The sequence below is a fragment of the Aeromonas sp. s3 genome (genome assembly GCF_040907805.1).
GTDB classification, from domain to species: domain Bacteria; phylum Pseudomonadota; class Gammaproteobacteria; order Enterobacterales; family Aeromonadaceae; genus Aeromonas; species Aeromonas dhakensis.
In genome coordinates, this window is record NZ_JBFOCQ010000021.1 from 196,191 (window position 1) to 222,187 (window position 25,997).

Annotated in this window: 27 protein-coding genes; 20 read left to right on the forward strand and 7 right to left on the reverse strand. The window is 63.2% G+C overall.

Translation table 11 applies throughout. From position 1 onward, the window contains the following. The first annotated feature begins 8 nt into the window (after positions 1–8). The 5 genes from pntB to AB5Y98_RS11605 all read left to right on the forward strand — a co-directional run bounded on the left by pntB (position 9) and on the right by AB5Y98_RS11605 (position 6,940). Complete coding sequence (gene pntB, locus AB5Y98_RS11585) at positions 9–1,493, forward strand: Re/Si-specific NAD(P)(+) transhydrogenase subunit beta (protein WP_005306445.1); 1,485 nt, start codon at positions 9–11, stop codon at positions 1,491–1,493. Positions 1,494–1,589: 96 nt separating this feature from the next. Then, positions 1,590–2,342, forward strand: coding sequence for an ABC transporter substrate-binding protein (locus AB5Y98_RS11590; protein ID WP_139724381.1), 753 nt, complete (start codon positions 1,590–1,592; stop codon positions 2,340–2,342). A 315-nt stretch (positions 2,343–2,657) separates the two neighbouring features. Then, positions 2,658–3,965, forward strand: coding sequence for a serine dehydratase subunit alpha family protein (locus AB5Y98_RS11595; RefSeq protein WP_162519802.1), 1,308 nt, complete (start codon positions 2,658–2,660; stop codon positions 3,963–3,965). A gap of 166 nt (positions 3,966–4,131) precedes the next feature. After that, positions 4,132–5,532 carry an L-cystine transporter gene (locus tag AB5Y98_RS11600; RefSeq protein WP_368231942.1) on the forward strand — a complete coding sequence of 467 codons (1,401 nt, stop codon included), beginning with the start codon at positions 4,132–4,134 and terminating at the stop codon, positions 5,530–5,532. Between the two features lie 79 nt (positions 5,533–5,611). Then, positions 5,612–6,940, forward strand: a complete 1,329-nt coding sequence (locus AB5Y98_RS11605; RefSeq protein WP_368231943.1) for a CoA-disulfide reductase — start codon at positions 5,612–5,614, stop codon at positions 6,938–6,940. A gap of 142 nt (positions 6,941–7,082) precedes the next feature. On the opposite strand, the gene AB5Y98_RS11610 is transcribed toward AB5Y98_RS11605, so the two are convergent. Beyond that, positions 7,083–7,838: an outer membrane protein assembly factor BamD gene (locus AB5Y98_RS11610; RefSeq protein ID WP_005306434.1), complete on the reverse strand. Its 756-nt coding sequence runs from the start codon at positions 7,836–7,838 to the stop codon at positions 7,083–7,085. Positions 7,839–7,955: 117 nt separating this feature from the next. Here AB5Y98_RS11610 and rluD point away from each other — a divergent pair, with 117 nt between their 5' ends. From rluD to AB5Y98_RS11630, 4 genes are all read left to right on the forward strand, one after another. Next, positions 7,956–8,936 (forward strand): 23S rRNA pseudouridine(1911/1915/1917) synthase RluD, encoded by a 981-nt coding sequence (rluD, locus tag AB5Y98_RS11615; protein ID WP_010635820.1) that lies wholly within the window; start codon positions 7,956–7,958, stop codon positions 8,934–8,936. A 119-nt stretch (positions 8,937–9,055) separates the two neighbouring features. After that, positions 9,056–9,793, forward strand: coding sequence for a peptidoglycan editing factor PgeF (pgeF, locus tag AB5Y98_RS11620; RefSeq protein WP_260751552.1), 738 nt, complete (start codon positions 9,056–9,058; stop codon positions 9,791–9,793). A gap of 173 nt (positions 9,794–9,966) precedes the next feature. Continuing rightward, the gene (clpB, locus tag AB5Y98_RS11625; protein WP_010635822.1) at positions 9,967–12,540 is read left to right on the forward strand and encodes an ATP-dependent chaperone ClpB; all 2,574 of its coding nucleotides are present in this window, start codon (positions 9,967–9,969) and stop codon (positions 12,538–12,540) included. Positions 12,541–12,597: 57 nt separating this feature from the next. Beyond that, positions 12,598–13,422, forward strand: a complete 825-nt coding sequence (locus AB5Y98_RS11630) for an MBL fold metallo-hydrolase (RefSeq protein WP_324053497.1) — start codon at positions 12,598–12,600, stop codon at positions 13,420–13,422. A gap of 210 nt (positions 13,423–13,632) precedes the next feature. On the opposite strand, the gene asnA is transcribed toward AB5Y98_RS11630, so the two are convergent. Beyond that, complete coding sequence (asnA, locus tag AB5Y98_RS11635) at positions 13,633–14,625, reverse strand: aspartate--ammonia ligase (RefSeq protein WP_024942111.1); 993 nt, start codon at positions 14,623–14,625, stop codon at positions 13,633–13,635. Positions 14,626–14,778: 153 nt separating this feature from the next. Here asnA and asnC point away from each other — a divergent pair, with 153 nt between their 5' ends. Further along, the gene (gene asnC, locus AB5Y98_RS11640; protein WP_005306422.1) at positions 14,779–15,240 is read left to right on the forward strand and encodes a transcriptional regulator AsnC; all 462 of its coding nucleotides are present in this window, start codon (positions 14,779–14,781) and stop codon (positions 15,238–15,240) included. A gap of 82 nt (positions 15,241–15,322) precedes the next feature. Here the strand turns inward: asnC and AB5Y98_RS11645 are convergent, their stop codons facing one another. After that, positions 15,323–16,087, reverse strand: a complete 765-nt coding sequence (locus AB5Y98_RS11645; protein ID WP_005306420.1) for an ABC transporter substrate-binding protein — start codon at positions 16,085–16,087, stop codon at positions 15,323–15,325. An 86-nt stretch (positions 16,088–16,173) separates the two neighbouring features. On the opposite strand from AB5Y98_RS11645, the gene AB5Y98_RS11650 reads away from it, so the two are divergent. Then, complete coding sequence (locus AB5Y98_RS11650) at positions 16,174–16,710, forward strand: DUF2301 domain-containing membrane protein (RefSeq protein ID WP_139724371.1); 537 nt, start codon at positions 16,174–16,176, stop codon at positions 16,708–16,710. Here AB5Y98_RS11650 and AB5Y98_RS11655 read toward each other — a convergent pair. Beyond that, complete coding sequence (locus AB5Y98_RS11655; protein ID WP_139431046.1) at positions 16,707–17,111, reverse strand: CBS domain-containing protein; 405 nt, start codon at positions 17,109–17,111, stop codon at positions 16,707–16,709. The two genes, AB5Y98_RS11650 and AB5Y98_RS11655, sit on opposite strands and share 4 nt — an antisense overlap. A gap of 116 nt (positions 17,112–17,227) precedes the next feature. Between AB5Y98_RS11655 and AB5Y98_RS11660 the strand changes: the two genes are divergently transcribed. Then, positions 17,228–17,932 (forward strand): SDR family oxidoreductase, encoded by a 705-nt coding sequence (locus AB5Y98_RS11660; RefSeq protein ID WP_319906927.1) that lies wholly within the window; start codon positions 17,228–17,230, stop codon positions 17,930–17,932. Between the two features lie 3 nt (positions 17,933–17,935). Here AB5Y98_RS11660 and AB5Y98_RS11665 read toward each other — a convergent pair whose 3' ends face one another. Continuing rightward, positions 17,936–18,439: a 2-amino-4-hydroxy-6-hydroxymethyldihydropteridine diphosphokinase gene (locus tag AB5Y98_RS11665; RefSeq protein ID WP_017787108.1), complete on the reverse strand. Its 504-nt coding sequence runs from the start codon at positions 18,437–18,439 to the stop codon at positions 17,936–17,938. 129 nt (positions 18,440–18,568) lie between these two features. Here AB5Y98_RS11665 and AB5Y98_RS11670 point away from each other — a divergent pair, with 129 nt between their 5' ends. The 4 genes from AB5Y98_RS11670 to AB5Y98_RS11685 all read left to right on the forward strand — a co-directional run bounded on the left by AB5Y98_RS11670 (position 18,569) and on the right by AB5Y98_RS11685 (position 21,960). Then, a complete protein-coding gene (locus AB5Y98_RS11670; RefSeq protein ID WP_005306410.1) occupies positions 18,569–18,661 on the forward strand; it encodes a YnhF family membrane protein in 93 nt (30 codons plus the stop codon). A 97-nt stretch (positions 18,662–18,758) separates the two neighbouring features. Further along, on the forward strand, positions 18,759–20,159 hold the full coding sequence (locus AB5Y98_RS11675; RefSeq protein WP_368231944.1) for a sensor histidine kinase: 1,401 nt from the start codon (positions 18,759–18,761) through the stop codon (positions 20,157–20,159). An 8-nt stretch (positions 20,160–20,167) separates the two neighbouring features. Then, positions 20,168–20,683, forward strand: a complete 516-nt coding sequence (locus tag AB5Y98_RS11680; protein ID WP_017764803.1) for a hypothetical protein — start codon at positions 20,168–20,170, stop codon at positions 20,681–20,683. Continuing rightward, positions 20,680–21,960, forward strand: a complete 1,281-nt coding sequence (locus AB5Y98_RS11685) for a sigma 54-interacting transcriptional regulator (protein WP_017779308.1) — start codon at positions 20,680–20,682, stop codon at positions 21,958–21,960. Before AB5Y98_RS11680 ends, AB5Y98_RS11685 begins: the two co-directional genes overlap by 4 nt. Before the next feature lie 73 nt (positions 21,961–22,033). On the opposite strand, the gene AB5Y98_RS11690 is transcribed toward AB5Y98_RS11685, so the two are convergent. After that, positions 22,034–22,516 (reverse strand): DUF1097 domain-containing protein, encoded by a 483-nt coding sequence (locus AB5Y98_RS11690; RefSeq protein ID WP_368231945.1) that lies wholly within the window; start codon positions 22,514–22,516, stop codon positions 22,034–22,036. 370 nt (positions 22,517–22,886) lie between these two features. Here AB5Y98_RS11690 and msrP point away from each other — a divergent pair, with 370 nt between their 5' ends. Continuing rightward, complete coding sequence (gene msrP / locus AB5Y98_RS11695; RefSeq protein ID WP_368231946.1) at positions 22,887–23,888, forward strand: protein-methionine-sulfoxide reductase catalytic subunit MsrP; 1,002 nt, start codon at positions 22,887–22,889, stop codon at positions 23,886–23,888. 19 nt (positions 23,889–23,907) lie between these two features. After that, on the forward strand, positions 23,908–24,540 hold the full coding sequence (msrQ, locus tag AB5Y98_RS11700) for a protein-methionine-sulfoxide reductase heme-binding subunit MsrQ (protein WP_368231947.1): 633 nt from the start codon (positions 23,908–23,910) through the stop codon (positions 24,538–24,540). Between the two features lie 44 nt (positions 24,541–24,584). Here the strand turns inward: msrQ and AB5Y98_RS11705 are convergent, their stop codons facing one another. Then, positions 24,585–24,830 (reverse strand): PepSY domain-containing protein, encoded by a 246-nt coding sequence (locus AB5Y98_RS11705; protein WP_042050118.1) that lies wholly within the window; start codon positions 24,828–24,830, stop codon positions 24,585–24,587. Between the two features lie 63 nt (positions 24,831–24,893). Here AB5Y98_RS11705 and AB5Y98_RS11710 point away from each other — a divergent pair, with 63 nt between their 5' ends. Continuing rightward, entirely contained in the window at positions 24,894–25,226 is a 333-nt protein-coding gene (locus tag AB5Y98_RS11710; protein ID WP_011707718.1) for a PepSY domain-containing protein, read from the forward strand. An 84-nt stretch (positions 25,227–25,310) separates the two neighbouring features. Beyond that, positions 25,311–25,967, forward strand: a complete 657-nt coding sequence (locus AB5Y98_RS11715) for a response regulator transcription factor (RefSeq protein WP_005306366.1) — start codon at positions 25,311–25,313, stop codon at positions 25,965–25,967. Positions 25,968–25,997: the final 30 nt, after the last annotated feature.

Below are 25,997 nucleotides of genomic sequence, written 5' to 3' on the forward strand. Positions count from 1 at the left end.
GGTTTAACGTGTCTCAAGGACTGGTAACAGCATCCTATATCGTTGCCGCCGTGCTCTTCATCCTCAGTCTCGCGGGACTGTCGAAGCAAGAGACGGCCAAACATGGCAACCTGTTCGGTATCGCGGGGATGGCCATCGCCCTGCTCGCCACCGTATTCAACCCGGAAACCAGTGGCGTTCACTGGATCATCCTGGCCATGGTGATCGGCGGTGCCATCGGCGTGCGTCTGGCGCTCAAGGTCGAGATGACCGAAATGCCCGAGCTGGTGGCCGTGCTGCACAGCTTCGTGGGTATGGCGGCCGTGCTGGTGGGCTTCAACAGCTTCATCGATCTGCACCCGTCTGCTCCGGCTGAAGTAGTGGTCTCTGTCGGTTCCAACCTGGATGCCACTCTGGCCGCGGCCCGCGCCGCCTTCGAACAGGCCAACAGCGTCGCCCAGGTCGAGCACCTGACCGGCGCCATGCTGAACATCCACCTGGTGGAAGTGTTCCTGGGCGTCTTCATCGGTGCGGTGACCTTCACCGGTTCCGTGGTGGCGTTCGGCAAGCTGCGTGGCCTGATCTCTTCCAAGCCGCTGATGCTGCCGCACCGCCACAAGCTGAACCTGCTGGCCGTGGTGGTCTCCATCGCGCTGATGATCCACTTCGTCAACGCCGGTGGCTCCACCTTCGCCCTGCTGGTGATGACCCTGATCGCCTTCGCCTTCGGCTGGCACCTGGTTGCCTCCATCGGCGGCGCCGACATGCCGGTGGTGGTCTCCATGCTGAACTCCTACTCCGGTTGGGCGGCGGCGGCGGCGGGCTTCATGCTCTCCAACGACCTGCTGATCGTCACCGGTGCCCTGGTGGGTTCTTCCGGTGCCATCCTCTCCTACATCATGTGCAAGGCGATGAACCGCTCTTTCATCTCGGTGATCGCCGGTGGCTTCGGCTCCGACGGTGTGGCCTCCACGGCCGACCAGGAGATGGGCGAATACCGCGAGACCAGCGCCGAAGACGTGGCCGAGCTGCTGAAAAACTCCAGTTCCGTCATCATCACCCCGGGCTACGGCATGGCGGTGGCGCAGGCCCAGTATCCGGTGGCCGAGATCACCCAGAAGCTGCGTGATCGCGGCGTCAAGGTGCGCTTCGGTATCCACCCGGTTGCCGGTCGTCTGCCTGGCCACATGAACGTGCTGCTGGCGGAAGCGAAAGTCCCGTACGACATCGTGCTGGAAATGGACGAGATCAACGAAGACTTCAGCGATACCGACACCGTGCTGGTGATCGGTGCCAACGACACCGTCAACCCGGCTGCCATGGAAGATCCGGGCAGCCCCATCGCCGGCATGCCGGTGCTGGAAGTGTGGAAGGCGCAGAACGTCATCGGCTTCAAGCGTTCCATGAACACTGGCTATGCCGGTGTGCAGAACCCGCTGTTCTTCAAAGAGAACACCCAGATGCTGTTCGGCGATGCCAAGGCCAGCGTCGAGGCCATCCTGAAAGCGCTGTAAGCGCCGGAGAGGAAAGCAAAAAGGAGGCTGCGGCCTCCTTTTTTATTACTTACTTTTTGGTATATCCTCAGCCAATGCACAGAGGGAGAGCGCGGCATGGTGTGGCGGAAAGGATGGATCCTGTTTTGTCTCTGGTGGGGGAGCCTGGTGCAGGCCGCCGAGCCGCCGACCCTGACCCTGCTCACCGAGCTGTGGCCGCCTTATGTGATGCGCCTCGACGACGGCAGTCTGGGTGGTGCCGATCTTGAGCTGGCCCGCACCGTGCTCAAACGGATGGGCTACCAGACCACGGTCAAGGTGCTGCCCTGGAAGCGGGTGCTGCAGGAGGCCAGGTTCCAGCGCGGCGATGCCATCGTCGACGCCTTCTTCGAGGAGCGGCGGCTGGAGTGGCTGCACTATCCTGATGAGCCCCTCTCCCAGAGCGGTGAAGTGATCTTCTTCCCCTTCAGCAAGCCTGTCGACTATCAGAGCCTGGAGAGCCTCAAGGGGCTGCGCATTGGTATTCAGTCCGATTACGCCTATGGCGAACCCTTCCTGACCTCGGCCCTGTTCACCCGGGTGCCCATGACCGGGGAGAACAACATGATCAAGCAGCTGCACCTGATGATGGCCGGACGGCTGGATGCGGTGGTGATGAACCAGATAGTGGGCCGTTACCTGCTCAAGGGGCAGGGTCTGCAGGATCAGATCGGTCACAGCGAGAAGATGGTGACCGAGAGCAACCGCAACTTTCTCGCCTTTACCCACAGGCCCGGCAACGAACGGCTGGCCTATCAGTTCTCCCTCGCCCTCAAGGCCTTCAAGCAGACCCCCGAGTATCAGGCCCTGCTGACCCGCTACGGGCTCTGACCCCGTCTTGAACCGGCGGCACCGGGCCGCTATCGCCCTGTTGTGCGCCTGTTCACATTTTGTGGCACTTCACCGCCAGTGGGGCATAATGCTTGCGCAAAAAGCGAGTCGGCTCAATTTTATTTGAGTCCTATTGCTTTAGAGTTACCAAAAGTTGATCGGATTGCCCAGCGCCGCAGCGGCTCCGATCATAGGCGCGGCCCTCATTCGGCTGCCGCCAGACCGGCATCTCCCGCCATACTGGTTATATGTCGCTCCGCCGTTGCACGGCGGGCCGGACAGCACAATACACGCCCCCATGCGGGCACCATGAACATGAGACACATCGCAATGAACGCACAATGGACCGACTTTATTACCCTGCTCAAGCGTGAAGTGGTGCCGGCCCTTGGCTGCACGGAGCCCATGTCGGTCGCCCTGGCGGCGGCCAACTGCCGCAAGCTGCTGGGGCAGGTGCCGACCCGCGTCAGCGTCTGGGTCAGCGGCAACCTGTTCAAGAACGGCATGGGGGTCGGGGTGCCGGGCACCGGCATGATAGGGCTGCCGGTGGCGGCCGCTGTCGGCATCACCGGCGGCAACCCGGATGCCGGGCTGGAGGTGCTCAAGACCCTCACGCCGGATCAGGTCGAAGCTGCCAAGGCGCTGCTGCCCGCCATCAAGGTGGACGTGAAGGACGTGCCGGACGTGCTCTACGCCGAGGTGCTGGCACAGGTGGACGGCCACAGCGCCCGGGTGGTGATCTGTACCGACCACACCCGCATCATCCTGATGGAGCGCGATGGCGAGGTGCTGATGGCGCAGGACAGTGCCCCTGGCGTGCAGATCCAGGCCGCGCCTGCCAGCAAGCCCGCCATGACCCTGCGCGAGATTGTCGAGTTCGCCCTGCAGGTGCCGCTGGCCGAGATCGACTTCATCCGCGAGGCGGCCACCATGAACCAGGCGCTGGCGGACGAAGGGTTGCAGGGCTATGGCCTGCGCATCGGCAAGATCCTCACCGAGCAGGTGGAGCGCAAGCTGCTCTCCGATGACCTGATGACTCTGGCCATGCGCCTCTCTTCCGCCGCCTCCGACGCGCGGATGGATGGCGCCATGCTGCCCGCCATGTCCAATTCAGGCTCCGGCAACCAGGGCATTGCCGCCACCATGCCGGTGGTCGCCGCCGCCCGCTTCCTCAAGGCGAGCGACGAGCAGCTGACCCGGGCGCTGGTGATGAGCCACCTGGTCGCCATCTACATCAAGACCTACCAGAACAAGCTGTCGGCCCTCTGTGCCGCCAGCACCGCCGCCATGGGGGCGGGGGCCGCCATCACCTGGCTGCTGGGTGGTCAGTTCGAGCAAATTAGTCACTGCATCAACAACATGATTGGCGACGTTTCCGGTATCATCTGCGACGGTGCCGGCAGCGCCTGTTCCATGAAGGTCTCTACCTCCACCTCGGCGGCGGTGAAATCCTCGCTGATGGCCATCAACAATCTGCGGGTCCCCCAGAGCGAAGGCATCGTCTCCGACGATGTGGATCAGACCATCGCCAACCTGGGCCGCCTCTCCAAGCAGGGGATGCTGGATACCGATATCGAGATCATCAACATCATGCGGGCCAAGCAACAAGGCAAGGCCGAGTGATGCAAGAGGGTGGCGCAGGCCACCCTCCGTTTTTCTGCCAGTTGACGCCACCCCGGCCACACCGGGGGGCACGCCGCCACGACGCGGCAGGTTTCAGGGAGGAGTGCGTACAGGGCACTCGTCCGCACACTTCGGGCCTGGCCCGATCATTTTGGGGAATATCGTCATGACTCTTAGCGTTATAGGTAATCTGGCCATCCTGGCCATGTTGCTGCTGTTTCTCTATCGGTTGCAGCAGACCCACGTCAGCTTCACCCGCCGGGTCTTCTCGGGGCTGGGGCTGGGCATCCTGTTCGGTGCCGCCCTGCAGCTGCTCTACGGGGCCGGTTCCGACGTGCTGGTGCGGACCGGCGACTACCTGGATATCGTCGGTAGCGGCTACGTGAAGCTGCTGCAGATGATCATCATCCCGCTCATCATGGTCTCCATCATTGGGGCCATCCTCAAGCTCAACGGTGGCACCGCCCTTGGCAAGATCAGCGCCATGACCATAGGGGTGCTGATCTTCACCACCATGATCGCCGCCGGGGCGGGCATCCTGATGTCCAACCTGTTCGGTCTGACCGCCGAGGGGCTCACCGCCGGCGCCGCCGAAACCGCCCGCGGGGCGGCTCTGCAGACCACCCTCGGCAGCGTCGAGAGCATGTCCTTTGCCAAGATGGTGCTGGAGTTCATCCCGGCCAACCCCTTCCTCGACATGACGGGGGCGCGCAAGACCTCCACCATCGCCGTGGTGATCTTCTCCATCTTCATCGGCCTCTCCGCCACCGGCATCGCCCGCAAGAAGCCGGAGATCTTCGCGAGCTTCGGCCACTTCATGCAGGTGGCCCACGTCATCGTGATGCGGATGGTGACCCTGGTGCTGCGCCTGACCCCCTACGGCGTGCTGGCGCTGATGACCAAGGTGGTCTCCGGCTCCAACTACGCCGACATCATCAACCTGCTCAACTTCGTGCTGGCCTCCTACGGTGCCATCGCCATCATGTTCGCCGTGCACCTGCTGCTGGTGGCGCTGGTAGGTATCAACCCGGCCCGCTTCCTGAAGAAGATCATGCCGGTGCTGGCCTTTGCCTTCACCTCTCGTACCAGCGCGGGCTCCATCCCGATGAACGTGCAGACCCAGACCAAGGCGCTCGGCATTCCGGAGGGGATCGCCAACTTCGCCGCCTCGTTCGGTTCAACCATCGGCCAGAACGGCTGTGCCGGCATCTATCCGGCCATGCTGGCGGTCATGATTGCGCCGACCGTGGGGGTCAACCCCATGGACCCGGCCTTCATCATGACCCTGATCGCCATCATTACCGTCAGCTCCTTCGGGGTGGCCGGCATTGGTGGCGGCGCCACCTTCGCCGCCTTGATCGTGCTCTCCGCGCTGGACTTCCCGGTGGCGCTGGCCGGTCTGCTCATCTCCATCGAGCCGCTGATCGACATGGGCCGTACCGCGTTGAACGTCTCCGGCTCCATCACCGCCGGTACCGTCACCAGCCGTCTGCTGGGGGAGACCGACATGGCGGTGTTCAACAGCGAGCAGGAAGTCTGTCTGGACGGCGAAGAGTCCACCATCTGATCCGCCGTGGGAGGGGCCTCCTTCCCGCTATCAACCACAGGGAGGGCATGCCCTCCCTGCGTCATTGACAGGAGCAAGTATGAGAATCGTGATTATCGGTGGCGAAGCCGCCGGCATGAGTGCGGCCGCCAAGGCGCGCCGACTGGCCATCGATGCCGAAATCGTGGTGTATGAGGCGTCCGAGGTGATCTCCTTCGGTGCCTGCGGTCTGCCCTATTTCGTCGGCGACGAGTTTCAGGAGCCCGGCTACATGGCCGAGTTCACCCCGGCGCAGTTCGCCGCCAAGGGGATCGAGGTCAAGACCGGCCACCGGGTGCTGAGCCTGGATGCCAATGCTCAGACACTGAAGGTCGAACATAACGGCGACACCTTCACCGATCGCTACGATCGGCTGATGATCGCCACCGGCGCCCGCGAAGTGATGCCGCCCATCCCGGGCCTGCAGCAGGAAGGGGTATTCGGCCTGCGCCGGATGGCCGATGGGCTGGCCCTCAAGGCCGCCGTGCAGGACAAGGCCAACACCCGTGCTGTTGTGATCGGCTCCGGCTTTATCGGGCTGGAGGTGGTCGAGGCGCTGGTCCATCAGGGCAAGGAGGTGCGCCTGATCGAACTGGCGGAGCGGGTCATCCCCGACGCGTTTGATGGCGAGATCACCCAGCATATCGAGACCGAGCTGCGTGAGCAGGGAGTCTCCCTCCATCTCGGCGAGCGGGTAGAAGCCCTGCTGGGAGAGGGTCGGGTGACCGGTGTGCGCACCAGCCATGGCGAGTACGAGGCCGACATCGTGGTGGTCTGCACCGGGGTCAAACCCAATACCGAGTTCCTGGCCGATACCGGTATCGAGCGGCTCGGCAACGGTGCTATCAAGGTGGACCGGCAGGGGCGCAGCTCGCTGGCCAACGTCTGGTCGGCCGGTGACTGTGCCAGCGTCTGGCACGGCGTGAAGCAGCAGCAGGTCTATGTGCCGCTCGCTACCATCGCCAACAAGCTGGGGCGCATGGTGGGCGAGAACCTGGTGGGCGCCGAGCAGGAATTCCCGGGCACCCTCGGCTCTGCCGCGCTCAAGGTGCTGGGGCTGGAGGCGGGCCGTACCGGCCTCTCCGAGCAGGAGGCCAAGGCGATGGGCCTTGATTATCGTACCGTGGTGATCAAGGACAAGTGCCATACCAACTACTGCCCGGGCCAGTCCGACATCCACGTCAAGCTGGTCTATGAGGCGGGCAGCAAGCGGCTGCTGGGTGGTCAGATCCTCGGGCGCAAGGGGGCGGTGCACCGCATCGATGCGCTGGCGGTCGCCATCACCATGGGGGTGACCACCGAGCAGCTCGGCATGCTGGACTTTGCCTACGCGCCACCTTTCTCCCGTACCTGGGATGTGCTCAACGTGGCGGGCAACGTTGCCAAGTAATACACGGCATGACGGCGTGGCTGATGTGCGCCGTCTTTCCCCATGCCGCCGGCACGGGGTGGTAAAGGGGCATGTCGTTCATGAACAGCGCCCATAAAAAAACCGGAGCCAAGGCTCCGGTTTTTCATTGTGCGGCAAGCGATCAGCTGCGACCGAGACGATTGTCCGGGTAGTTCTTGGCCAGCACTTCGCGGGCGTGCTGGGCCAGGGTCGGCATCTTCAGGGTGTCGTAGGAGTTGATCATGATCTCCAGCGCCTTCTCGGTTTCGGCCGTGTCGGGATAGGTCTCGACGATCAGCTTGGCCCGGTTGGCGGCGGCGATCAGCGCATCACGCTTCACATAGTACTCGGCCACGCTCAGGTCGTAGCGGGCGAGCCGGTTCTTCAGACCGATCATGCGGGCACGGGCATCGGCGGCGTAGACGCTGTTGGGGTAGTTCTGCAACAGGGTCTTGAAATCCTGGAAAGCCTGACGGGCATAGGAGGGGTCTTTGTCGTCCCGATCGATGCCCAGGAAGTCCTGGAAGAAGTTGTAATCGCCGGCCATGTTGGTCAGACCGCGCATATAGAAGACGTAATCGATATTTTTATGCGCCGGGTTGAGGCGGATAAAACGGTCGATATTGGCGATCGCCTGGGCAGTGTCATCCTGCTTGTAGTAGGCGTAAATGAGGTCGAGCTGAACCTGGTTGGAGTAGGCACCGAAAGGATAGCGAGAATCCAGCGCTTCCAGTAACTCGATAGCATTCAGGTAGTTACCGGCATCCAGCTTGACGCGTGCTTTCTGGTACAGGGTCTCCGGCGGTTCGTCCGGTACCTTGGGTTTGGTGCTGGAACAGCCTGTGATCAAGGTAGCGACCAAGGCGAGTGACATCAGCAGGTGAGACTTCTTTCCCATCAACAACATCCGGTCCATTTCCACGAAATTGGCAAAGTATCCGTTATGCTTGGCTAAAAGAAAAGCTAGAATACCCGGATTATTTCGAATTGATACCCCCCGCTCAAGAGACCATACATGAGCCAGCATATTGAACTGACAGGCGAATTCCAGGATCACCAATTCGGGCAGCGACTCGACCAGGCCCTGGCCGAATTGTTTCCAGACTACTCCCGCACCCGCATCAAGGAGTGGATTTTACAGGACAGAGTGACCCTGGATGGTCAGGTTGCCAATACCCCGCGCGAGAAGGTGCTGGCCGGGCAGAAGGTACATGTGGATGTCGAGCTGGAAGATGACACCCGCTTCGATGCGCAGGATATCGAGCTCAACATCGTTTACGAAGATGAACACATTCTGGTGATCGACAAGCCGGCCGGCCTAGTGGTTCACCCGGGCGCCGGTACGCCCGATGGCACCATCCTCAACGCCCTGCTGCACCGCTACCCGGACATCGCCGAAGTGCCCCGCGCCGGTATCGTGCACCGTCTGGATAAAGACACCACAGGTCTGATGGTGGTCGCCAAGACTGTGCCGGCCCAGACCCATCTGGTGGAAGCGCTGCAGGCGCGCCAGATCACCCGTGAGTACGAAGCGATCGCCATCGGTCACATGACCGCCGGCGGCACCGTCGATGCCCCCATCGGCCGTCACCCGACCCAGCGTACCCACATGGCCGTGGTGCCCAATGGCCGTCCTTCCGTGACCCACTACCGGGTGCACGAGAAGTTCCGCGGCCACACCCGGCTACGGCTGCGGCTGGAAACCGGTCGTACCCACCAGATCCGCGTGCACATGGCCCACATCAAGCACCCGCTGGTGGGTGATCCGGCCTACGGCGGTCGTCTGCGTCCGCTGCGCAACGCCATCCCCGAGCTGACCGAGGCCCTGCGCAACTTCCATCGCCAGGCGCTGCACGCCACCATGCTGCAGCTGGCGCACCCCATCACCGGTGAGGTGATGCAGTGGCACTCGCCGACGCCGCAGGACATGCTGGATCTGATGGAAGTGCTGCGGGCTGATACCCTGGCCAATCCGGACGATCTGGTCTGGAACTGATGAAAAGGGCGGCTCTGCGACGATTCCTGCCGTAACCCGCCCTGCATGACCTGATATGGGGCCCCTTGACTGGTTGCAGCCAAGGGGCCCCGTTTTCATATGAACGAAAGGAGCCACAGATGAAATGGATCGAACCCGACTGGCCGGCCCCGGCCAGGGTCAGAGCCCTGTCGACCACCCGTGACGGCGGCGTCAGCGAGGGGGTCTTTGCCGGTCTCAACCTGGGGGCCCACGTGGGGGACGAACCGGCCAGGGTCGAGGCCAACCGGGCCCGGCTGCAGCAGGCGGCCGCCATCCCCGGCACTCTCAACTGGCTCAATCAGGTGCACGGCACCGCGGTGCATCCCGTCAGCCGCGACTATGGCTGCGCACCGGATGCGGATGCCGCCTGCGCCCGAGACGCGGGGCAGGCCTGCATCGTGATGACTGCCGACTGCCTGCCTGTGCTGTTCTGCGATCGGGCCGGCACTGTGGTGGCCGCCGCTCACGCCGGCTGGCGCGGGCTGCAGGGGGGCGTGCTGGAGGCGAGCATCGCCGCCATGGGTTGCGAGCCGGGCGAGATCCTGGCCTGGCTCGGCCCGGCCATCGGTCCGCAGGCCTTCGAGGTGGGTGGCGAGGTGCGCGAGGCCTTTATGGCGGAGCAGGCTGCAGCAGAGGCTGCGTTCGTCCCTTCGTCCAACGAGGGCAAGTGGCTGGCGGACATTTACCAGCTGGCCCGCCTGCGCCTCGCCCGCGCCGGCGTCACCGCCGTCCATGGCGGCGAGCACTGCACCTTCAGCGACAGCGAGCAGTTCTACTCTTATCGTCGCGACGGCCAGACCGGCCGCATGGCTTCCATCATCTGGCTGGCCGAATAAACACTGAGCGGCCCCTTGTTTGCCAAGGGGCCGTGATCCCCTCACGCCTGCATCTGCAGAAAAAATAACCAGTCTCGCCCCTTGAAATAGTCCGTACGGGCCTCATCTTTCATCTCAGAAAGTTATGTTGTTTGCCGCGCAAGCGGCGTCTGCCTGTTTGAAGGGGGAGTGCAATGCGCCTCGATCGCCTGACCAGCAAATTCCAGATTGCTATTTCCGATGCCCAGTCTCTTGCGCTGGGTCGTGACCACCAATTCATCGAACCCGTTCACCTGATGACCGCCCTGGTCAATCAGGATGGCGGCTCCATTCGCCCGTTGCTGACACTGACCGGGCTGGACATCAATGCCCTGCGTTCGCGTCTGGGTGAAGAACTCGACCGCCTGCCGCGTGTCAGCGGCGTGGAGGGGGACGTGCAGCTCTCCAACGGCCTCGGCCGGCTGCTCAACGTCTGCGACAAGCTGGCCCAGCAGCGCAAGGATCAGTTCATCTCCTCCGAACTGTTCGTGCTGGCGGCCCTCGACGAGAAGGGGACGCTGGGCGAGCTGCTGCGTGCCCAGGGGCTGACCAAGGAGAAACTCGAAGCGGCCATCGACAAGGTGCGTGGCGGCAAAAAGGTGGAGGATGCCAACGCCGAGGAGAATCGCCAGGCGCTGGAGAAATACACCATCGACCTGACCGAGCGGGCCGAGATCGGCAAGCTCGACCCGGTGATCGGCCGGGATGACGAAATTCGCCGCACCATCCAGGTGCTGCAACGCCGCACCAAGAACAACCCTGTGCTGATCGGTGCCCCCGGCGTCGGCAAGACTGCCATCGTCGAGGGGCTGGCCCAGCGCATCATCAACGGCGAGGTGCCGGAAGGGCTCAAGAACAAGCGGGTGCTCTCCTTGGACATGGGGGCCCTGGTGGCCGGTGCCAAGTATCGCGGCGAGTTCGAGGAACGGCTCAAGGCGGTGCTGAACGATCTGGCCAAGGAGGAGGGTAACGTCATCCTCTTCATCGACGAGCTGCACACCATGGTTGGCGCCGGCAAGGGCGAGGGGGCCATGGACGCGGGCAACATGCTCAAACCGGCGCTGGCGCGGGGCGAACTGCACTGCGTCGGGGCTACCACGCTCGATGAATATCGCCAGTTCATCGAGAAGGATGCCGCGCTGGAGCGCCGCTTCCAGAAGGTGCTGGTGGAAGAGCCGAGCGTGGAGGATACCATCGCCATCCTGCGTGGCCTGAAGGAGCGTTACGAGCTGCACCATCACGTGCAGATCACCGACCCCGCCATCGTGGCGGCGGCCCAGCTGTCGCACCGCTACATCGCGGATCGTCAGCTGCCGGACAAGGCCATCGACCTCATCGACGAGGCGGCGGCTAGCATCCGGCTGCAGATCGACTCCAAGCCCGAGTCCCTCGACCGGCTCGAGCGGCGCATCATCCAGCTGAAACTCGAACAGCAGGCGCTGATGAAGGAGGATGACGACGCCAGCCGCAAACGGCTCGAGCTCATCAACCAGGAGATCGGCGAAAAGGATAGGGAATACAACGAGCTGGAAGAGGTGTGGAAGGCCGAGAAGGCCGCCCTCGCCGGCACCCAGCACATCAAGGCGGCGCTGGAGCAGGCCCGTCAGGATCTCGACGTGGCTCGCCGCGCAGGGGACTTGGGCCGCATGTCCGAGCTGCAGTACGGTCGCATTCCGGAGCTGGAGAAACAGCTGGATCTCGCCACCCAGGCCGAGATGCAGGAGACCAGCCTGCTGCGCAACCGGGTCACCGACGTGGAGATCGCAGACGTGCTGGCCCGCTGGACCGGTATTCCGGTGGCCCGCATGCTGGAAGGGGAGCGCGAGAAGCTGCTGCGGATGGAAGATCAGCTGCACAGTCGGGTGATCGGCCAGGAGGAGGCGGTCGAGGCGGTCTCCAACGCCATTCGCCGCTCCCGCGCAGGTCTATCAGACCCGAACCGCCCCATCGGCTCCTTCCTGTTCCTCGGGCCCACCGGGGTGGGCAAGACCGAGCTGTGCAAGGCGCTGGCCGAGTTCCTGTTCGATACCCAGGACGCCATGGTGCGGATCGACATGTCCGAGTTCATGGAGAAACACAGCGTGGCCCGTCTGGTGGGGGCGCCTCCCGGCTACGTGGGTTACGAGGAGGGCGGTTATCTGACCGAGGCGGTGCGTCGTCGCCCTTACTCGGTGATCCTGCTGGACGAGGTGGAGAAGGCCCACCCCGATGTGTTCAACATCCTGCTGCAGGTGCTGGATGATGGCCGCCTGACCGATGGTCAGGGTCGTACCGTGGACTTCCGCAACACCGTGGTCATCATGACCTCCAACCTGGGGTCGGATCTGATTCAGGAGCACCACTCCGAGAAGGATTACGACGAGATGAAGGCCATGTTGATGGAGGTGCTGGCACGCAGTTTCCGGCCGGAGTTCATCAACCGGATCGACGAGACAGTGGTGTTCCACCCGCTTGGCGAGGAGCACATCAAGTCCATCGCCCGCATCCAGCTCAAGAGCCTGATGAGCCGGTTGGAGGCCCAGGGCTACGAGGTGGAGGTGAGCGAAGCGCTGCTGAACAAGCTGGTGCACGCCGGGTTCGACCCCGTCTACGGTGCGCGTCCCCTCAAGCGGGCGATCCAGCACAAGGTGGAGAACCCGCTGGCGCAGGCGCTGCTCTCCGGCCGCATCGTCCCCGGCAAGAAACTGTTGCTGGGGGCCGACAGCAACGGCCTCACCATGACCCAATAACTGGATCGCTGATAAAAACGCAGGCCCCGAGCCTGCGTTTTTTTGAGGGGTAATTGAATGCTCACCTTTTCCGTACTGGTGGATGATGATGTCCATCTGCCTGGCTGTCTGCCCGAGAAGGGGCTGTCGTTGCTGCTGGAGTGCGACGGCCTCAGGGTGCTGTTCGACAGCGGCCGTGGCCGGGCGCTGCGCCACAACGCCGCCGTGATGGGGGTCGATCTCGCCTCGCTCACCCATGTGGTGCTCTCTCACGGGCATTACGACCATGTGGGCGGGGTCGGCTCGCTGCCCGTCTATCCGACTCCCATTCCTCTCATCGCCTGTCCGGACGTGTTCTGCGAGCGGGGCTACTTCCTGCCGCTTCCCTTCTGGCGGCGCAACCTCTATCGCCTGTCGGGAGGGCTGGAGCGGGAATCGCTGGCAGCCAGAGGCTTGCTCCCCCACTGCTCGGCCGAGCCGGTGTGGCTCTCGGATCGTCTGGTGTTCCTCGGCAGCATAGCGCGGCGCGAGCGGGCTACCCCCTCGCTGCTTGGCTACATCATGCGGGACGGACGGGTGGAAAAAGACCTTATCAGCGACGACTCGGCGCTGGCCTACAAGAGTGAGCAGGGGCTGATCGTCTTTATCGGCTGTGGTCACGCCGGGGTCGAGAACATTATCGAGCGGGCCAGGGAGGTGTGTGGCGATGAGCGGATCCACGCCGTCATCGGCGGCCTGCACCTGAAGTTTTCCGGTCCGCAGCGGGCGGCGGCGCTTGGCGCCTATCTGCAGGAGGAGGCGGTGGAGAAGCTGTTTGCCTGCCACTGCACCGGCAGCAGGAAAGCGGATCTGCCGCGCCAGTGCCAGATCGGAGCCGGTTTCGAATACCGGTTTTCGGCGTAAAAAAAACGGCAATCCGAAGATTGCCGGGAGGAATGTAGTGAAGCGACCTGACGTGGGTTGAGCGGGTCGCAGGGGCAAGCCCCCGATGGCGAAGCAAGGCCGCTGCCGGTCTTGCCTCTTACAGCCTGCCGGGGATGCGCTCGCTCAACCCCGACGGCCACTTGCCTGTTGCCATGCCGGCGGCGATCGCGCCGGCCTGGCCTTCATTCGTTACAGCATGCCCTGCACGGCAGCTTTCATCTCGGCCGGCCAGACGCCGACCTGAACCTGACCTATGTGCTCTTTTTGCAGCAGCAGCATGGCCAGACGGGATTGACCGATGCCGCCGCCGATGGTTTGCGGCATCCGCGCGGCCAGCAGATCCTGGTGCCAGTCGTACTGCAGGCGATCCTCGTCACCTGTGATGGCGAGCTGGCGGCGCAGCGCCTCGGCGTCGACCCGGATCCCCATGGAGGAGATCTCGAAGCTGTCCTGCAGCACCGGGTTCCACACCAGGATGTCGCCGTTCAGACCTGCCAGACCCAGCTCGCTGTGGCTGCTCCAGTCGTCATAGTCCGGGGCACGCACATCGTGGCGCTCACCGTGGGAGAGGGCACCGCCGATACCGATCAGGAACACGGCACCCAGCTCCTTGGCGATGGCTCGCTCGCGCCCCTTGGCGTCGAGATCCGGGTAGCGGGTCAGCAGCTCTTCGCTGTGCACGAACTGGATTTCGGCCGGCAGGAAGGGGGTCAGCTCATGTTCAGCACAAACCGCGCGCTCGGTGGCCTTGATGGCGGCCCAGATGCCGCGCACCGTCTCCTGCAGGTAGGCCAGATCGCGGCGCTCGCTCGGCATCACCTTCTCCCAGTCCCACTGATCCACGTAGACGGAATGGATGGGGGTGAGGCGATCCTCGTCCGGACGCAGTGCCTTCATGTGGGTGTAGATGCCTTCGCCCGGACCAAAGCCAAAGCGGCCCAGGGTCTGGCGCTTCCATTTGGCCAGTGAGTGCACCACTTCGTAGCTGTGCTCAGGCAGGGTCTTCACCTTGACCTGCACCGCATTCTCGTGGCCAGAGAGGTTGTCTTGAGTGCCATCACCGACCCGGCTCAGGATGGGGGCTTGTACCTCCATCAGACCCAGTTGCTGGGCGAGTTGGCGGGAGAACATCTCTTTGACGAAGCTGATCTGTTGCTGGCTGCGAATGTAGTGCTGTTTCATGCTGAATACCTGTCTTGAACCCGCTGGATGTGAGGATTCTTCAACAGATTGCCAACTAAATTCAATATTCGATAATAGAAATAGGCCTTGTGTATTTTTTTCTTCAAAATATACGGGTGATTAATGATGAATCATCAAAGGGAGTGCAAAAAAGTGCCGGAAAATTATCGGATCGATAATCTCGATCAGGCCATCCTCACCGCCCTGATGGAGAATGCACGGCTGCCTTACGCCGAGCTGGCAAAACAACTGCTGGTCAGCCCGGGCACCATCCATGTGCGGGTAGAGAAGATGAAGCAGGCGGGCATCATCGAGGGAACGCGGGTGCAGGTGAACCCCAAGAAGCTGGGTTACGACGTCTGCTGCTTCATCGGCATCAATCTGAAGAGCGCCAAGGATTACCCCTCGGCGCTGGCCAAGCTGCAGGCGCTGGACGAGGTGGTGGAGGCCTACTACACCACGGGCCACTACAGCATCTTCATGAAGGTGATGACCCGCTCCATCGACGAGTTGCAGACCGTGCTGATCCACAAGATCCAGACCATCGACGAGATACAGTCCACCGAGACCCTGATCTCGCTGCAGAACCCGATCCTGCGGGATGTGAAGCCTTGAGCCGGGTTGCATGAGGGGGCTGCGAGACGCTTGTCTCGCTGCAAAACTCGAGCTTGCGGGCTATGAAGCCCTGACCGGCCGATCAGGGTTCGATATAGGGGATGCCGTACTTGTCGTAGAGGGCCTTGAGGCGGCCGTCGCGTTTCATGCGCAGCAGCTCGGCGTCGTAGGCCGCCATCTGGGCCGGGGTATTCTGGTCGGCGCGGGCGCGGGCCCAGGTGTTGAAGTAGGGACTACTCTTGAGCGGTTTGGGCAGGTAGTCGAGCTTGCCCTCCAGTCCCTCCTCCCTGATCTGGGCGAAGGCGGTGACCAACGGCATGGGGACCGTATCGATCCGTCCGGCCAGCAGCTTGCGCAGCTGCAGCTGGTTCATGGTGATCTCCTGGAAGTGATAGGAGGGATCGGTGAGGGCGGCAGCCAGCTCGGGGGTGTAGGAGAAATCCTTGGTCACCCCGATGCGCCAGGGTTTCAGATCGCTCAGCGTCTCGTAGCGGATCTTCAGCAGGTCGGCCTTGCGCACGAAAAAGTGCCAGCTGTGGCGGATATGGGCCTGCTGGGGGTAGATGAGGTAGCGTTCCCGCTCCGCCTTGTAGGAGTGGGTCATCACCACATCGCAAACACCGGTCTCTGCGTTGCGGGTGAGACGGGCACCGGAATCGGCCAGCTCGATCTTGATGGGGATCTTGAGTCTGCCGAAGATGGCGGTGACGATGTCGACATCGAGCCCTCTGGGCTGCTGAGCGGCATCGAGGTATTTGAGCGGGGGTTCCATCGTGCCACAGACGATCAGCTCCCTGGCAAAGGGGCTGAGCGGGAACAGTAGCCAAAGCAGGTGGATTACACGCAAACTACCTCTCCTGAACCCATTTGAAGATTATTTGGCACCTGATACCAGTATATTGGGTTGCCCCTGATTCGTAGAGGCGACTGTATATGGCAAACCCTGAAATTGAAAGCGAGCTGGACGGCATCGACAGGCTGTCGGTCTGCCTCTATCGCCTGGGCTTGAGTCTGGCAGCCTTGCTGCTGCTGTGTCGAGGGGCAAGCTTGCTGATCGGGCAGGATTTTTTGACGCCGGCACAGTGGCTGACGGCGCTGGCCGTGGCCAGCGGGGTATGCGGCCTGTGCCTGCATGTCTATGACAAGCGCATTCGCTTCTTGCTGCAGGGGCTGGGCTGGGGCGCCCTGTTGCTCAGTGCGAGCGGGGCGCCGGATGTGCTGGTGCTGGGGGCGGCCCTAGCCATGCTGGCGGGGCTGGCCTTCAAGGAGCAGTTCTGCTTCGCCATTCCGGGGATCAGGGCGGTGCCCCTGCTGCTACCCCTGTTGTGGCTGCTGGAGCTGACCGGCATCGGCTGGGCCGCCGCCCTGGTGGCGCTGGTGTGTGGCGCGCTGCTCACTCTGCTCGCGCTGGCAAAATGGCGGATGCCCCTGCACTTCGATATCGGCGACAAGGGGCGTTACCAGATTTAGGTGGGCAGGCAGGCCTTCATCTGTGCGTTGAGGGCCTGCATCACCTGCCGGCGGCTGATGATGCCTATTACCCTATTGCCCTCCAGCACCGGATAGACCTTGGGTTTGGCCTCGGTCATCTGGCGGGCCAGCTCCAGTATGCTGTCGTCCGGGCTGACCGAGAGCGGGGTTCGGTTCATCAGGTCTTCCACCCGGGTGCGGGTATCGCAGTGATAGCTGCCGGTGAGCAGGCTCGGGATGCAATCCTGCTCGGAGAGAAACCCGATCAGCCGCTGCTGCGGGTCCAGCACCGGCAGGCCGCTCAGGCCGGCGTCATGCAGTCGGTCCAGCGCCTCGGCCAGGCCGAGCTGCGGGGTGAGGGAGTGGGTCAGACGGCTCATGTGATCGCGGATCTGCAACATGGAAGTGGCTCCGTAAGGTGATGATGGGGCCACTATGCCCGCCGGATGGCGGCAACGGCCAATGGCTTGTGCCGTGGGGATCGATAGGCATTCCTGCGGATAAGAGAGGAGGGATTATGCGTGCATTGGTGACAGGATGTGGCCGTCGGCTCGGTTTCTATCTGTGTGAACAGCTGGTGGCGGCAGGCTGGCAGGTAACCGGCAGCTATCGCAGCGAGCGACCGGAGCTGGCACGGTTGCGGGCGCTAGGGGTGACGCTGGTGCAGGCCGACTTCAACCGGGAGCAAGAGGTGGGCCGGCTCATCGAGGTGCTGGCCTCCCAGCCGGATCTGGCGCTGGTGATCCACAACGCCTCGGCCTTTGAACCGCAGGCGAGCGAGCCGGCGGCCCAGCTGGCCCAGTTTGATCAATTCTACCGGGTGCACATGGCGGCCCCCTTCCAGCTCAACCGGGCGCTGGCCCCTCAGCTGACACGCCATCCCAATGCCAGCATCATCCACATCACCGACATCTATATCCACGCTCCGGCGCCCCAGTTTGCCAGCTATGTGGCCACCAAGGCGGGGGCCCATTCGCTCGCCATGAGCTTTGCCCGCGAGCTGGCGCCGGCCATCCGGGTCAACACCATAGAGCCTGGCCCCATTCTGTTTCTCGACGAGCATGGGGATGCGTGGCGTGAACAGGTGCTGGCGAAGACGCCGCTGGCGCGGGAAGGGGGGCTGGCGCCCATCTGGCAGGCGGTGCAGTTGCTGATGCAGAACGACTACATGACCGGGGCCAGCATCCGGGTGGATGGTGGCCGCAGTCTGGCCGTCATCTAGCCATCAACAGGGGATGGCCATGTCGCGCTGCAGGGCGACGGGGGCCAGGCCGACCTGCCCCTCCTCGATCACCTTGCCCGCCATCAGCCGGGTGTGCAGCGGCAGGGTCACCTTGGGGTCGTGCACCTCTCCTTTGCCGTAGAGTTCTGCCAACAGCTCGTCGAGATAGGCGTCAACTTGGGCGGCGGAGAAGTCGTCGTCTTCGCTGCTGGCCAGGATGTCGATGTCCAGCGGGCGGTCCCGCACCTTGCAGTGCGGATCGCTGCGATCCCGGCCGTGGGCCAGCTCCATGGCGACGAAGTGTGCCTTGAGTCGGGGCTGAGCCAGCTCGCTCTCGGCGACAAACAGGCAGTTGAGAAAGTCATGGCTTGAATGCATGCCGACCGGCTTGGTCTGGATCACCGAACTGAGCCGCAGGCGGCCAAAGTGGGCAAGCAGCTCGGCAACCGCCTGGCCGACATGCTGGTGGGGGTCAAGATTCGACCCTATGCTACACAGATAGAACATGTCATCAGTCCTTTGATAGGGCTCATCTGAAATTCTTACACAGCTCACGGTTATCGGCTTAACTATGCATTAACATCTGTTCGTCTGTTGTGATCAGGCTCTATCATCTTGGCAAGAAAGGAGATTTGCATGAGTGTGGAACTGAAATGGGCACTGCTGACCGCCTCGGGTGCGTTGGCCATGATCCTGATTATCTGTGTGGTATCCGTGGGTCTGGCGTGACCCCGGAAGAGAGCATGAACCGGCCTTCTGGCCGGTTTTGCTTTTTGGGGGAGTGCGGATATGCTGACCCACCCCAGATGAAGTGAGACCGCACAAGATGACCAAGGTACGCCCACGCTCCCTGCTGCAAGTGGTATTGATGGGGTTCGTCCTGGTATTGATGCCGCTGGGCGGCATGATCTGGCATGACAGCCAGGCCCTTGACCACCTCAGCCAGTTGACCAGCGATGAGCTGGAGCGGGCGGTGCGCGATACCCGCCGGGCCACTCTGCTGACCACCCAGGCCATCGATCTTGAGCGCACCCTGCGCCGTTATGCGGTGCTCGGGGATGAGCGCATCCTGGCCAGTTACCAGCAGCAGCTGGCGAGCTACCGCGACCAGCTGGCCGCCCACCAGAGTTCTATTCCTGACGCCGAGGCCTATGGCGGCATCGAGCAGGCCCTCGTCTGGCTCGACAGCCTGCAGGATCTCGCCCGGGCCAAGGCCGAATCCAACAGCCCCAAGTTTGACGAGTTCAACGAGGCCAACCAGCAGCTCGAGATCATCACTCGCAGTCAGGTAGACGATCACGTCAGCAAGGTGCGGGCCACCATCGCCGCCCTGATGACCGAGATCTGGTGGGTCAGCGGCTTCGTGGCGGTGCTCAGCCTGCTGCTGGTCTTGCTGTTTACCTACCTGATCATCCACCCCGTGCGTCAGATTGAGTCGCGGATCTTGAGTCTGGGGGCCGGTGTGGAGCCGGACAAGCGGCCGGTGGACGGGCCGGCCGAACTGGTGCTGCTGGGGGAGCGGATCGGCTGGCTGCACGACAAACTGAAGGAGCTGGAGCAGCAGAAATACCAGTTCCTGCGCCACGTTTCCCACGAGCTGAAGACCCCGCTGGCGGTGCTGCGGGAGGGGGCGGATCTGCTCTCCGAGCAGCTTGTAGGGCCGCTCACCCAGGATCAGCAGGAGATCTGCCAGATGCTGGAGGAGAACAGCCGGCGTCTGCAGACCCTTATTGAGCGGCTGCTCGATTTCAACCGGCTCAGCCAGCAGGAGGTGTTCACTTTGACGCCGGTGGCACTGGCGCCCCTGCTGTCAGAATTATCTGCAGAATACCGGCTGGCGCTGGAATCCAAACAAATCAGTGTACACTTGCCGACCGATCCGTTCACGCTGAAAGCGGAGCCATATCGCTTGCGGCTGATCCTCGATAATCTGTTCTCCAATGCGGTCAGCTACGGCGCCAAGGGAGGGCAGATCTGGATCCGTGCCGGGCAGGATGGCAACGGCAGCTGGCTGGAGGTGGCCAACGAGGGGCCCGCCATTCCCGTGGCCGAACGGGAGCGGATCTTCGAACCCTTCGAGCAGGGCAGTATTGTGCGCCAGGGCTTGCTGAAAGGCTCCGGAATGGGGCTCTCCATCGCCCGGGAATCGGCGATGAGCCTTGGCGGCGAGTTGGTATTGGTTGAAGATGAACAGGCGGATGTCTGTTTCCGGTTGACGTTGAAGTGAAGCCCAAGATGAAACAATGTGTTGTTCCGGTATTGATGATGAGCCTGCTCACAGGCTGTTCCCTGCTGCCAGCGCGTGATCCGGCGGCGTCGCCGGATCTTGCCCTCGCCAAGCGGATGGAGTTTGCCAACAAGGAGATGCAGGTGCGCCTGCAATACTCGGACTGGCTGCTGGCCAGCCATGCCCAGCAACGGGCTCAGGAGCGCCAGCGTCTCAAGGGGGCTACCGACCTCGAGAGCCGGGTCAGCCTGGCCATGGTCAACACCCACCCGTCCGAATCGGTGGCCAGCCGGCGAGCCGGTCTGGACAAGCTCAAGAGCCTGCTGCCCGAGCTCGGCCTGGATGCCCAGGCCTTCCTGCGCAGCTGGATTGCCCTCGGCGAGGAGCTGCTGGCCCGTGACAGCCGGCGCGACGATCAGAGTCAGGAGGTGCAGCGTCTGCGCCGCCAGATCGAGCAGCTCTCCGCCATCGATGAACAGCTCAATCAGCGCAAGCTGAACGGCAACGGCGAGGCGCTGAAATGAGTCGCATCCTGCTGGTTGATGATGATGCCAGCCTGCTCAAGCTGATGAGCATGCGTCTGCGCAGCCAGGGTTATGAGGTGGATACCGCCGACAGCGCCGAAGGGGCGCTGGACCGGCTGCGCCAGCAACGGGCCGATCTGGTGCTGAGCGACTTGCGCATGGCCGGCATGGACGGGCTGGCGCTGTTCGAGCGGATCCAGTCCCAGTGGCTGGGGCTACCGGTCATCATCATGACCGCCCACGGCACCATCCCGGACGCCATTCAGGCGACCCGTTCCGGGGTATTCAGTTTTCTGACCAAGCCCATCGACAAAGACGAGCTGTTCGCCACCATAGAGCATGCGCTGAGCCTGACGCGCCCAAAGCAGCGCCAGGAGTGGCAGTCGCTGATCCTGACCCGCAACCCGCAGATGGAGCAGTTGCTGATCCAGGCTAGCAGTATCGCCACCATGGAGGTGCCGGTGCTGATCATGGGCCCTTCCGGTTCCGGCAAGGGGGTGATGACCCAGGCCCTGCACCAGGCCAGCAGCCGGCGTGATCAGCCGCTGTATGTGATCAACTGTGCCGCGCTGCCCTGGGCGGCACTGGATCTGCAGCTGTTCGGCGAGGATGGCCAGTCCGGCCTGTTTGAGCAGGCCAAGGGGGCGACCCTGTTTCTCGACGAGATAGGGGATCTGTCGGAGTCGCTGCAGGCCAAGCTGCTGCAGGTATTGCAGGAGTACGGCCAAGGCACGCCTGAGGTGCGGGTCATCAGCTCCAGCCATCAGGATCTGGTGGCGGCGATGGAGGAGGGGCGCTTTCGGGAAGACCTCTTCTATCGGCTCAACGTGGCCAACATCACAATGCCGCCCCTCAGTGCCCGCAGCGAGGATATCCCCTTGCTGGCCAGGCAGGCGCTGGACGAGTATCGCAGCCGCCACGGCGAATGCGCCGCCCTCGGCTTCTCGCCGGAGGCGCTGGCGCTGCTGGCGGCGGCGGCCTGGCCCGGCAACGTGCGCCAGCTCTACAGCGTGGTGGAGCAGCTGGCCAGCCTCTGCTGCAGCCCGGTGATCGGCGCCGCCATGGTGGAGTCTGCCCTGAGTGGCGGCAGTGGTGGCATCCCCTCGTTCAACGAGGCGCGGGCCGAGTTCGAGAAGGAGTATCTGATCCGGCTGCTGCGCACCACCGAGGGCAATGTCACCCTGGCGGCCAGCATGGCGGGCAGAAACCGCACCGACTTCTACAAGCTGTTGAACCGGCACGGTATAGAAGCGGCGAACTTCAAGTCGAAGGGATAAATGACAGAGGGGCGGCCCGTCGATGACGGGCCGCCCCTCTGGTTTCAGACCGGATCGGTCACGTTAGGCCGGCTCAAGCCGGGTCGGTGACGCCAGCCGTGGCCTGGGTTTTCTGGGTCTTATGGGAGAGCCAGAGGCCGCTTGCCTTCATCAGGTAGCCGAACAGCGCCCCTATCACCAGGGAGGGCAGGATCAGCCGCCACTCTCCCGCTGCCCCGAAGGTGGCGCAGCAACCGGCGAAGGTGCCGGGAATGTAGGAGAGCCACTGTTGCCTGGCCTGCACGCACATCAGGGTCGCCACCACCCCGGTCATCAGGTAACCCGCCACCCCGGCGCCCCACCAGGCGTCGCCATGGATCAGCAGCAGGGCCCACAGCATGCCGCTGGCATTGCACAGCAGGGTCTGCAGCAGCGCCTTGTAGCCGCCGCTGGAGGCAAAATAACTGGTGCAGCCGAGGAAGCCGACCCAGGAGAGGAGGCCGAGGGTGACGGCGACCCAGCCCCAGACGGCGGAGAGGATCCCGGTCGTGATGGCGATGGCGATCAATGGGCTCATGGCGTGACTCTTCAGTAGTGAAATCCGGAAAAAGGGGAGCCTACCCCGCGCAGGGGGGGCGGCAAGCAGGGGCGGAATTGTGTGTGATCTGCATCACTCATTTCAACTCAGGAATACGCTTGCGCTCGCGAAAAAAATTCATGGTGAGGCGGTCGTGTCTGCACCATAGTTAGAGGCCCTGTCCTGCTCATGGAGTGAGTCTGATGGTGCCAAATGTGATCGTTCCCCTGCTGGTGTTCGTAGTGCTGTTTCTGGTCGGAACCATGGCCAAGGCACTGCCCCTCTATCAGTTCATGTAATTTTCCGTGAAATAAAACTCGGCCGGGGCGGGTCTTATGATTGTTACCCTCATCGCCCCGGGAGTTTTTCCATGTTGCTCAAGCGCCGCTCTGCCCATCACCTCACCGAACAGGACGTCACGCCGGAAGCCGTCTATCAGGATCGTCGCCTGCTCCTGAAAGGGCTGGGGCTCGGCGCCGCCACCCTGGCGTTTCCGACCCAGGCCGGGGTGCTCGATCTCTTCTCTGGCGACAAGCCGGCACCGGTCGCCACCCGGGCGCTCAACATCCACGCCGCCGCCCGGCCGGAGGGGCTGATCCTCACGCCGGAGGAGAAGGCCACCACCCACAACAACTTCTACGAGCTGGGCACCGACAAGGGGGATCCGGCCCGCAATGGCCACTACCTCAAACCCGAGCCCTGGACCCTGAAGGTAGAGGGGGAGGTGGCCAAGCCGTTTACCCTGGACGTGTGGGATCTCATCAACAAGAGCACCCTGGAGGAGCGCATCTACCGGCTGCGCTGCGTGGAGGCCTGGTCCATGGTGCTGCCCTGGAGCGGCATCGCGCTGGCGGACCTCATTCGCCGGGCCGAGCCCACCAGCCGCGCCAGGTTCGTGGCCTTCGAGACCCTCTATGATCCGGAGCAGCTGCCCGGTCAGGCTTCCCGCTCCCTCGGTGGCGGCATCGACTACCCCTATGTCGAGGGGCTGCGCATCGACGAGGCGATGCATCCGCTCTCCTTCCTGGCGATGGGGCTCTACGGCAAGGCGCTGCCAGCCCAGAACGGCGCGCCGATCCGGCTGGTGGTGCCCTGGAAGTACGGCTTCAAGAGCATCAAGAGCATCGTCTCCATCCGGCTGGTGGAGGAGATGCCACCCACTACCTGGAACCTGCTGGCCCCCAACGAATACGGCTTCTACGCCAACGTCAATCCAGCGGTGGATCACCCGCGCTGGAGTCAGGCCAGCGAGCGCTTCATCGGCGAGGGGGGCATCTTCGGCGCCAAGCGCCAGCCGACCCTGATGTTCAATGGCTATGCCGACGAGGTGGCGTCCCTCTATCAGGGCATGGACCTGCGCAAGTGGTATTGAGACGAAAGGAGCTGACATCATGACTCTGCGACTGACGGCGCGTCACATCACCTTGCTGCGGGCGCTGGTACACCTCGCCTCGCTGGGGTTTCTGCTCTGGCTGCTGGTGGCCGTGCCCGGCGGCCTGCTGGGAGGGGATCCGGTACAGGGGCTGACCCACTATCTGGGCAAGGGGGCGCTCAATCTGCTGTTGCTCACCCTGCTGGTGTCGCCGCTGGCCAAACGCTGGCGGCAGGGGCAGCTCATCAAGCTGCGCCGCCCGCTCGGGCTCTGGTGCGCCACCTGGGCCGGTCTGCACTTTATGGTCTGGCTGGGGCTGGATCTGCAGTTTGACTGGCGGCTGATTGGCGGCGAGCTGGTCAAGCGCAGTTATATCGTGGTGGGTATGGTGGCGCTGCTGTTGCTGCTGGCGCTCAGCCTCACCTCGATCCCGGCCCTGCTGCGGCGCATGGGGCCGGCCTGGCAGAAGCTGCACAACTGGATCTACGCGGTGGCCCTGCTGGTGCCGGTGCACTACTGGTGGTCGCTCAAGAGCGGCTGGCAGGAGCCCCTCATCTACCTGTTGCTGGCCTGTGCCCTGCTGGTGCCACGCCGCGACAAGCTGCTGCGCCCCTGGCGCCGGCTTCGGCCGCAGAAACTGAGGGAGGCATGAGGCCGGCAGTACGCCGCCCCGACAACCCGCAATAAAAAAGAGGCCTAGTCGGCCTCTTTTTTGATGTCACCCGTATGGGCGTCGACCAGGAGTCGTACCCGCTGCCCCTGGGCATCCAGGGTTTCCACCTCGAATTTGTCCCCTTCCAGCTCCACTTCCCGAATGTCGTGATACCCTTGGGCCACCAGCAGCTTGACCAGCCCGGCCATGTCGAGACGGCTCTCGGCCGCCCAGCCGAGGGTGGCGAAGAGGCAAAGGATCAGCAGGAAACTGCGTCGGATCATATTCATTCCGGATTCATGGCTGGCAGACTATAAACGGCATTATGTTAGGTTTTGGGAGATGAATCATCCATGAATAGAGCCCTGTCTCTGCTTGGGTTGCTGCTGCCGGCACTGGCACAGGCGGCCACGCCGAACGAGGCCTTGCTGCAGCAGGCGGTCAGCGAGGGACGGGTGCGCCCCTTTCATGAGGTGATGGAGGTGGCTTCCCGCCTGCCGGTACGGGTGCTGCGGGTCGATCTGGGGGAGGAGGACGGCATCTGGCTGTACGAACTCAAGCTGATCGACAGCGAGAACAGCGTCATCAAGGTGGGCTATCGGGCCGACAACCTGGAGATGGTGTGGCTCAAGGGCCACCATCTGGAGCGGCTGTTCGAACCGCGCCCGCCCCCGGAAGAGGAGTGATGGAGTGAGCCCGCGAACCCACCGTCCGGTTCGTCCCCCCAACCGCTGCCGGTTCCGGCACAACCCTGCTTTGGATACCCATTTATGCGAATTCTGATAGTTGAAGATGAGAAGACCCTGGCGGGCCAGCTGGCGGAACAGCTGCGCCTGTCCGGTTTCGTGACCGACCTCTGCCACGACGGCAACGAGGCCGGCTTTCTCGGCGAGACCGAGCCCTACGACGCCATCATTCTGGATCTCGGTCTGCCGGGCCGCGACGGCCTGAGCGTACTGAAAGAGTGGCGCAGCAAGGGGATCGACACCCCGGTGCTGGTGCTGACCGCCCGTGGCCAGCTGCACGAGAAGATCGAGGGGCTCAACGCCGGGGCCGACGACTATCTCACCAAGCCGTTCCAGGTGGCCGAGCTGGTGGCCCGGGTCCATGCCCTGGTGCGACGGGCGGCGGGCAACGCCAGCTCGATTCTGGAGATCGGCGGAGTGCGGCTCGACATGGCGGCGTCCCAGGTGTGGTACGAAGGCACCCCCATCAAGCTGACCGCCCACGAGTTCCGGGTGCTCGGCTATTTGATGCAGCACAGGGGCAAGGTGGTGTCGCGCAGCGAGCTGATCGACCACATCTACGCCCAGGATTTCGACCGCGACTCCAACACGGTGGAGGTGTTCATCGGCCGGATCCGCAAGAAGACCCACGCCGATCTGATCGAGACGGTGCGCGGCCTCGGCTACCGGATCAACGAATGAACCGGCACTTGATGCCCCCTTGTGCAGGAG

Bases quoted from the DNA above. Each gene is read 5' to 3' on its own strand.
- AB5Y98_RS11590 (WP_139724381.1), top strand. From the start codon at position 1,590: ATGGTGTGGCGGAAAGGATGGATCCTGTTTTGTCTCTGGTGGGGGAGC.
- AB5Y98_RS11595 (WP_162519802.1), top strand. From the start codon at position 2,658: ATGAGACACATCGCAATGAACGCACAATGGACCGACTTTATTACCCTG.
- AB5Y98_RS11600 (WP_368231942.1), top strand. From the start codon at position 4,132: ATGACTCTTAGCGTTATAGGTAATCTGGCCATCCTGGCCATGTTGCTG.
- AB5Y98_RS11605 (WP_368231943.1), top strand. From the start codon at position 5,612: ATGAGAATCGTGATTATCGGTGGCGAAGCCGCCGGCATGAGTGCGGCC.
- AB5Y98_RS11610 (WP_005306434.1), bottom strand. From the start codon at position 7,838: ATGGGAAAGAAGTCTCACCTGCTGATGTCACTCGCCTTGGTCGCTACC.
- rluD (WP_010635820.1), top strand. From the start codon at position 7,956: ATGAGCCAGCATATTGAACTGACAGGCGAATTCCAGGATCACCAATTC.
- pgeF (WP_260751552.1), top strand. From the start codon at position 9,056: ATGAAATGGATCGAACCCGACTGGCCGGCCCCGGCCAGGGTCAGAGCC.
- clpB (WP_010635822.1), top strand. From the start codon at position 9,967: ATGCGCCTCGATCGCCTGACCAGCAAATTCCAGATTGCTATTTCCGAT.
- AB5Y98_RS11630 (WP_324053497.1), top strand. From the start codon at position 12,598: ATGCTCACCTTTTCCGTACTGGTGGATGATGATGTCCATCTGCCTGGC.
- asnA (WP_024942111.1), bottom strand. From the start codon at position 14,625: ATGAAACAGCACTACATTCGCAGCCAGCAACAGATCAGCTTCGTCAAA.
- AB5Y98_RS11650 (WP_139724371.1), top strand. From the start codon at position 16,174: ATGGCAAACCCTGAAATTGAAAGCGAGCTGGACGGCATCGACAGGCTG.
- AB5Y98_RS11655 (WP_139431046.1), bottom strand. From the start codon at position 17,111: ATGTTGCAGATCCGCGATCACATGAGCCGTCTGACCCACTCCCTCACC.
- AB5Y98_RS11660 (WP_319906927.1), top strand. From the start codon at position 17,228: ATGCGTGCATTGGTGACAGGATGTGGCCGTCGGCTCGGTTTCTATCTG.
- AB5Y98_RS11665 (WP_017787108.1), bottom strand. From the start codon at position 18,439: ATGTTCTATCTGTGTAGCATAGGGTCGAATCTTGACCCCCACCAGCAT.
- AB5Y98_RS11670 (WP_005306410.1), top strand. From the start codon at position 18,569: ATGAGTGTGGAACTGAAATGGGCACTGCTGACCGCCTCGGGTGCGTTG.
- AB5Y98_RS11675 (WP_368231944.1), top strand. From the start codon at position 18,759: ATGACCAAGGTACGCCCACGCTCCCTGCTGCAAGTGGTATTGATGGGG.
- AB5Y98_RS11680 (WP_017764803.1), top strand. From the start codon at position 20,168: ATGAAACAATGTGTTGTTCCGGTATTGATGATGAGCCTGCTCACAGGC.
- AB5Y98_RS11685 (WP_017779308.1), top strand. From the start codon at position 20,680: ATGAGTCGCATCCTGCTGGTTGATGATGATGCCAGCCTGCTCAAGCTG.
- AB5Y98_RS11690 (WP_368231945.1), bottom strand. From the start codon at position 22,516: ATGAGCCCATTGATCGCCATCGCCATCACGACCGGGATCCTCTCCGCC.
- msrP (WP_368231946.1), top strand. From the start codon at position 22,887: ATGTTGCTCAAGCGCCGCTCTGCCCATCACCTCACCGAACAGGACGTC.
- msrQ (WP_368231947.1), top strand. From the start codon at position 23,908: ATGACTCTGCGACTGACGGCGCGTCACATCACCTTGCTGCGGGCGCTG.
- AB5Y98_RS11705 (WP_042050118.1), bottom strand. From the start codon at position 24,830: ATGAATATGATCCGACGCAGTTTCCTGCTGATCCTTTGCCTCTTCGCC.
- AB5Y98_RS11710 (WP_011707718.1), top strand. From the start codon at position 24,894: ATGAATAGAGCCCTGTCTCTGCTTGGGTTGCTGCTGCCGGCACTGGCA.
- AB5Y98_RS11715 (WP_005306366.1), top strand. From the start codon at position 25,311: ATGCGAATTCTGATAGTTGAAGATGAGAAGACCCTGGCGGGCCAGCTG.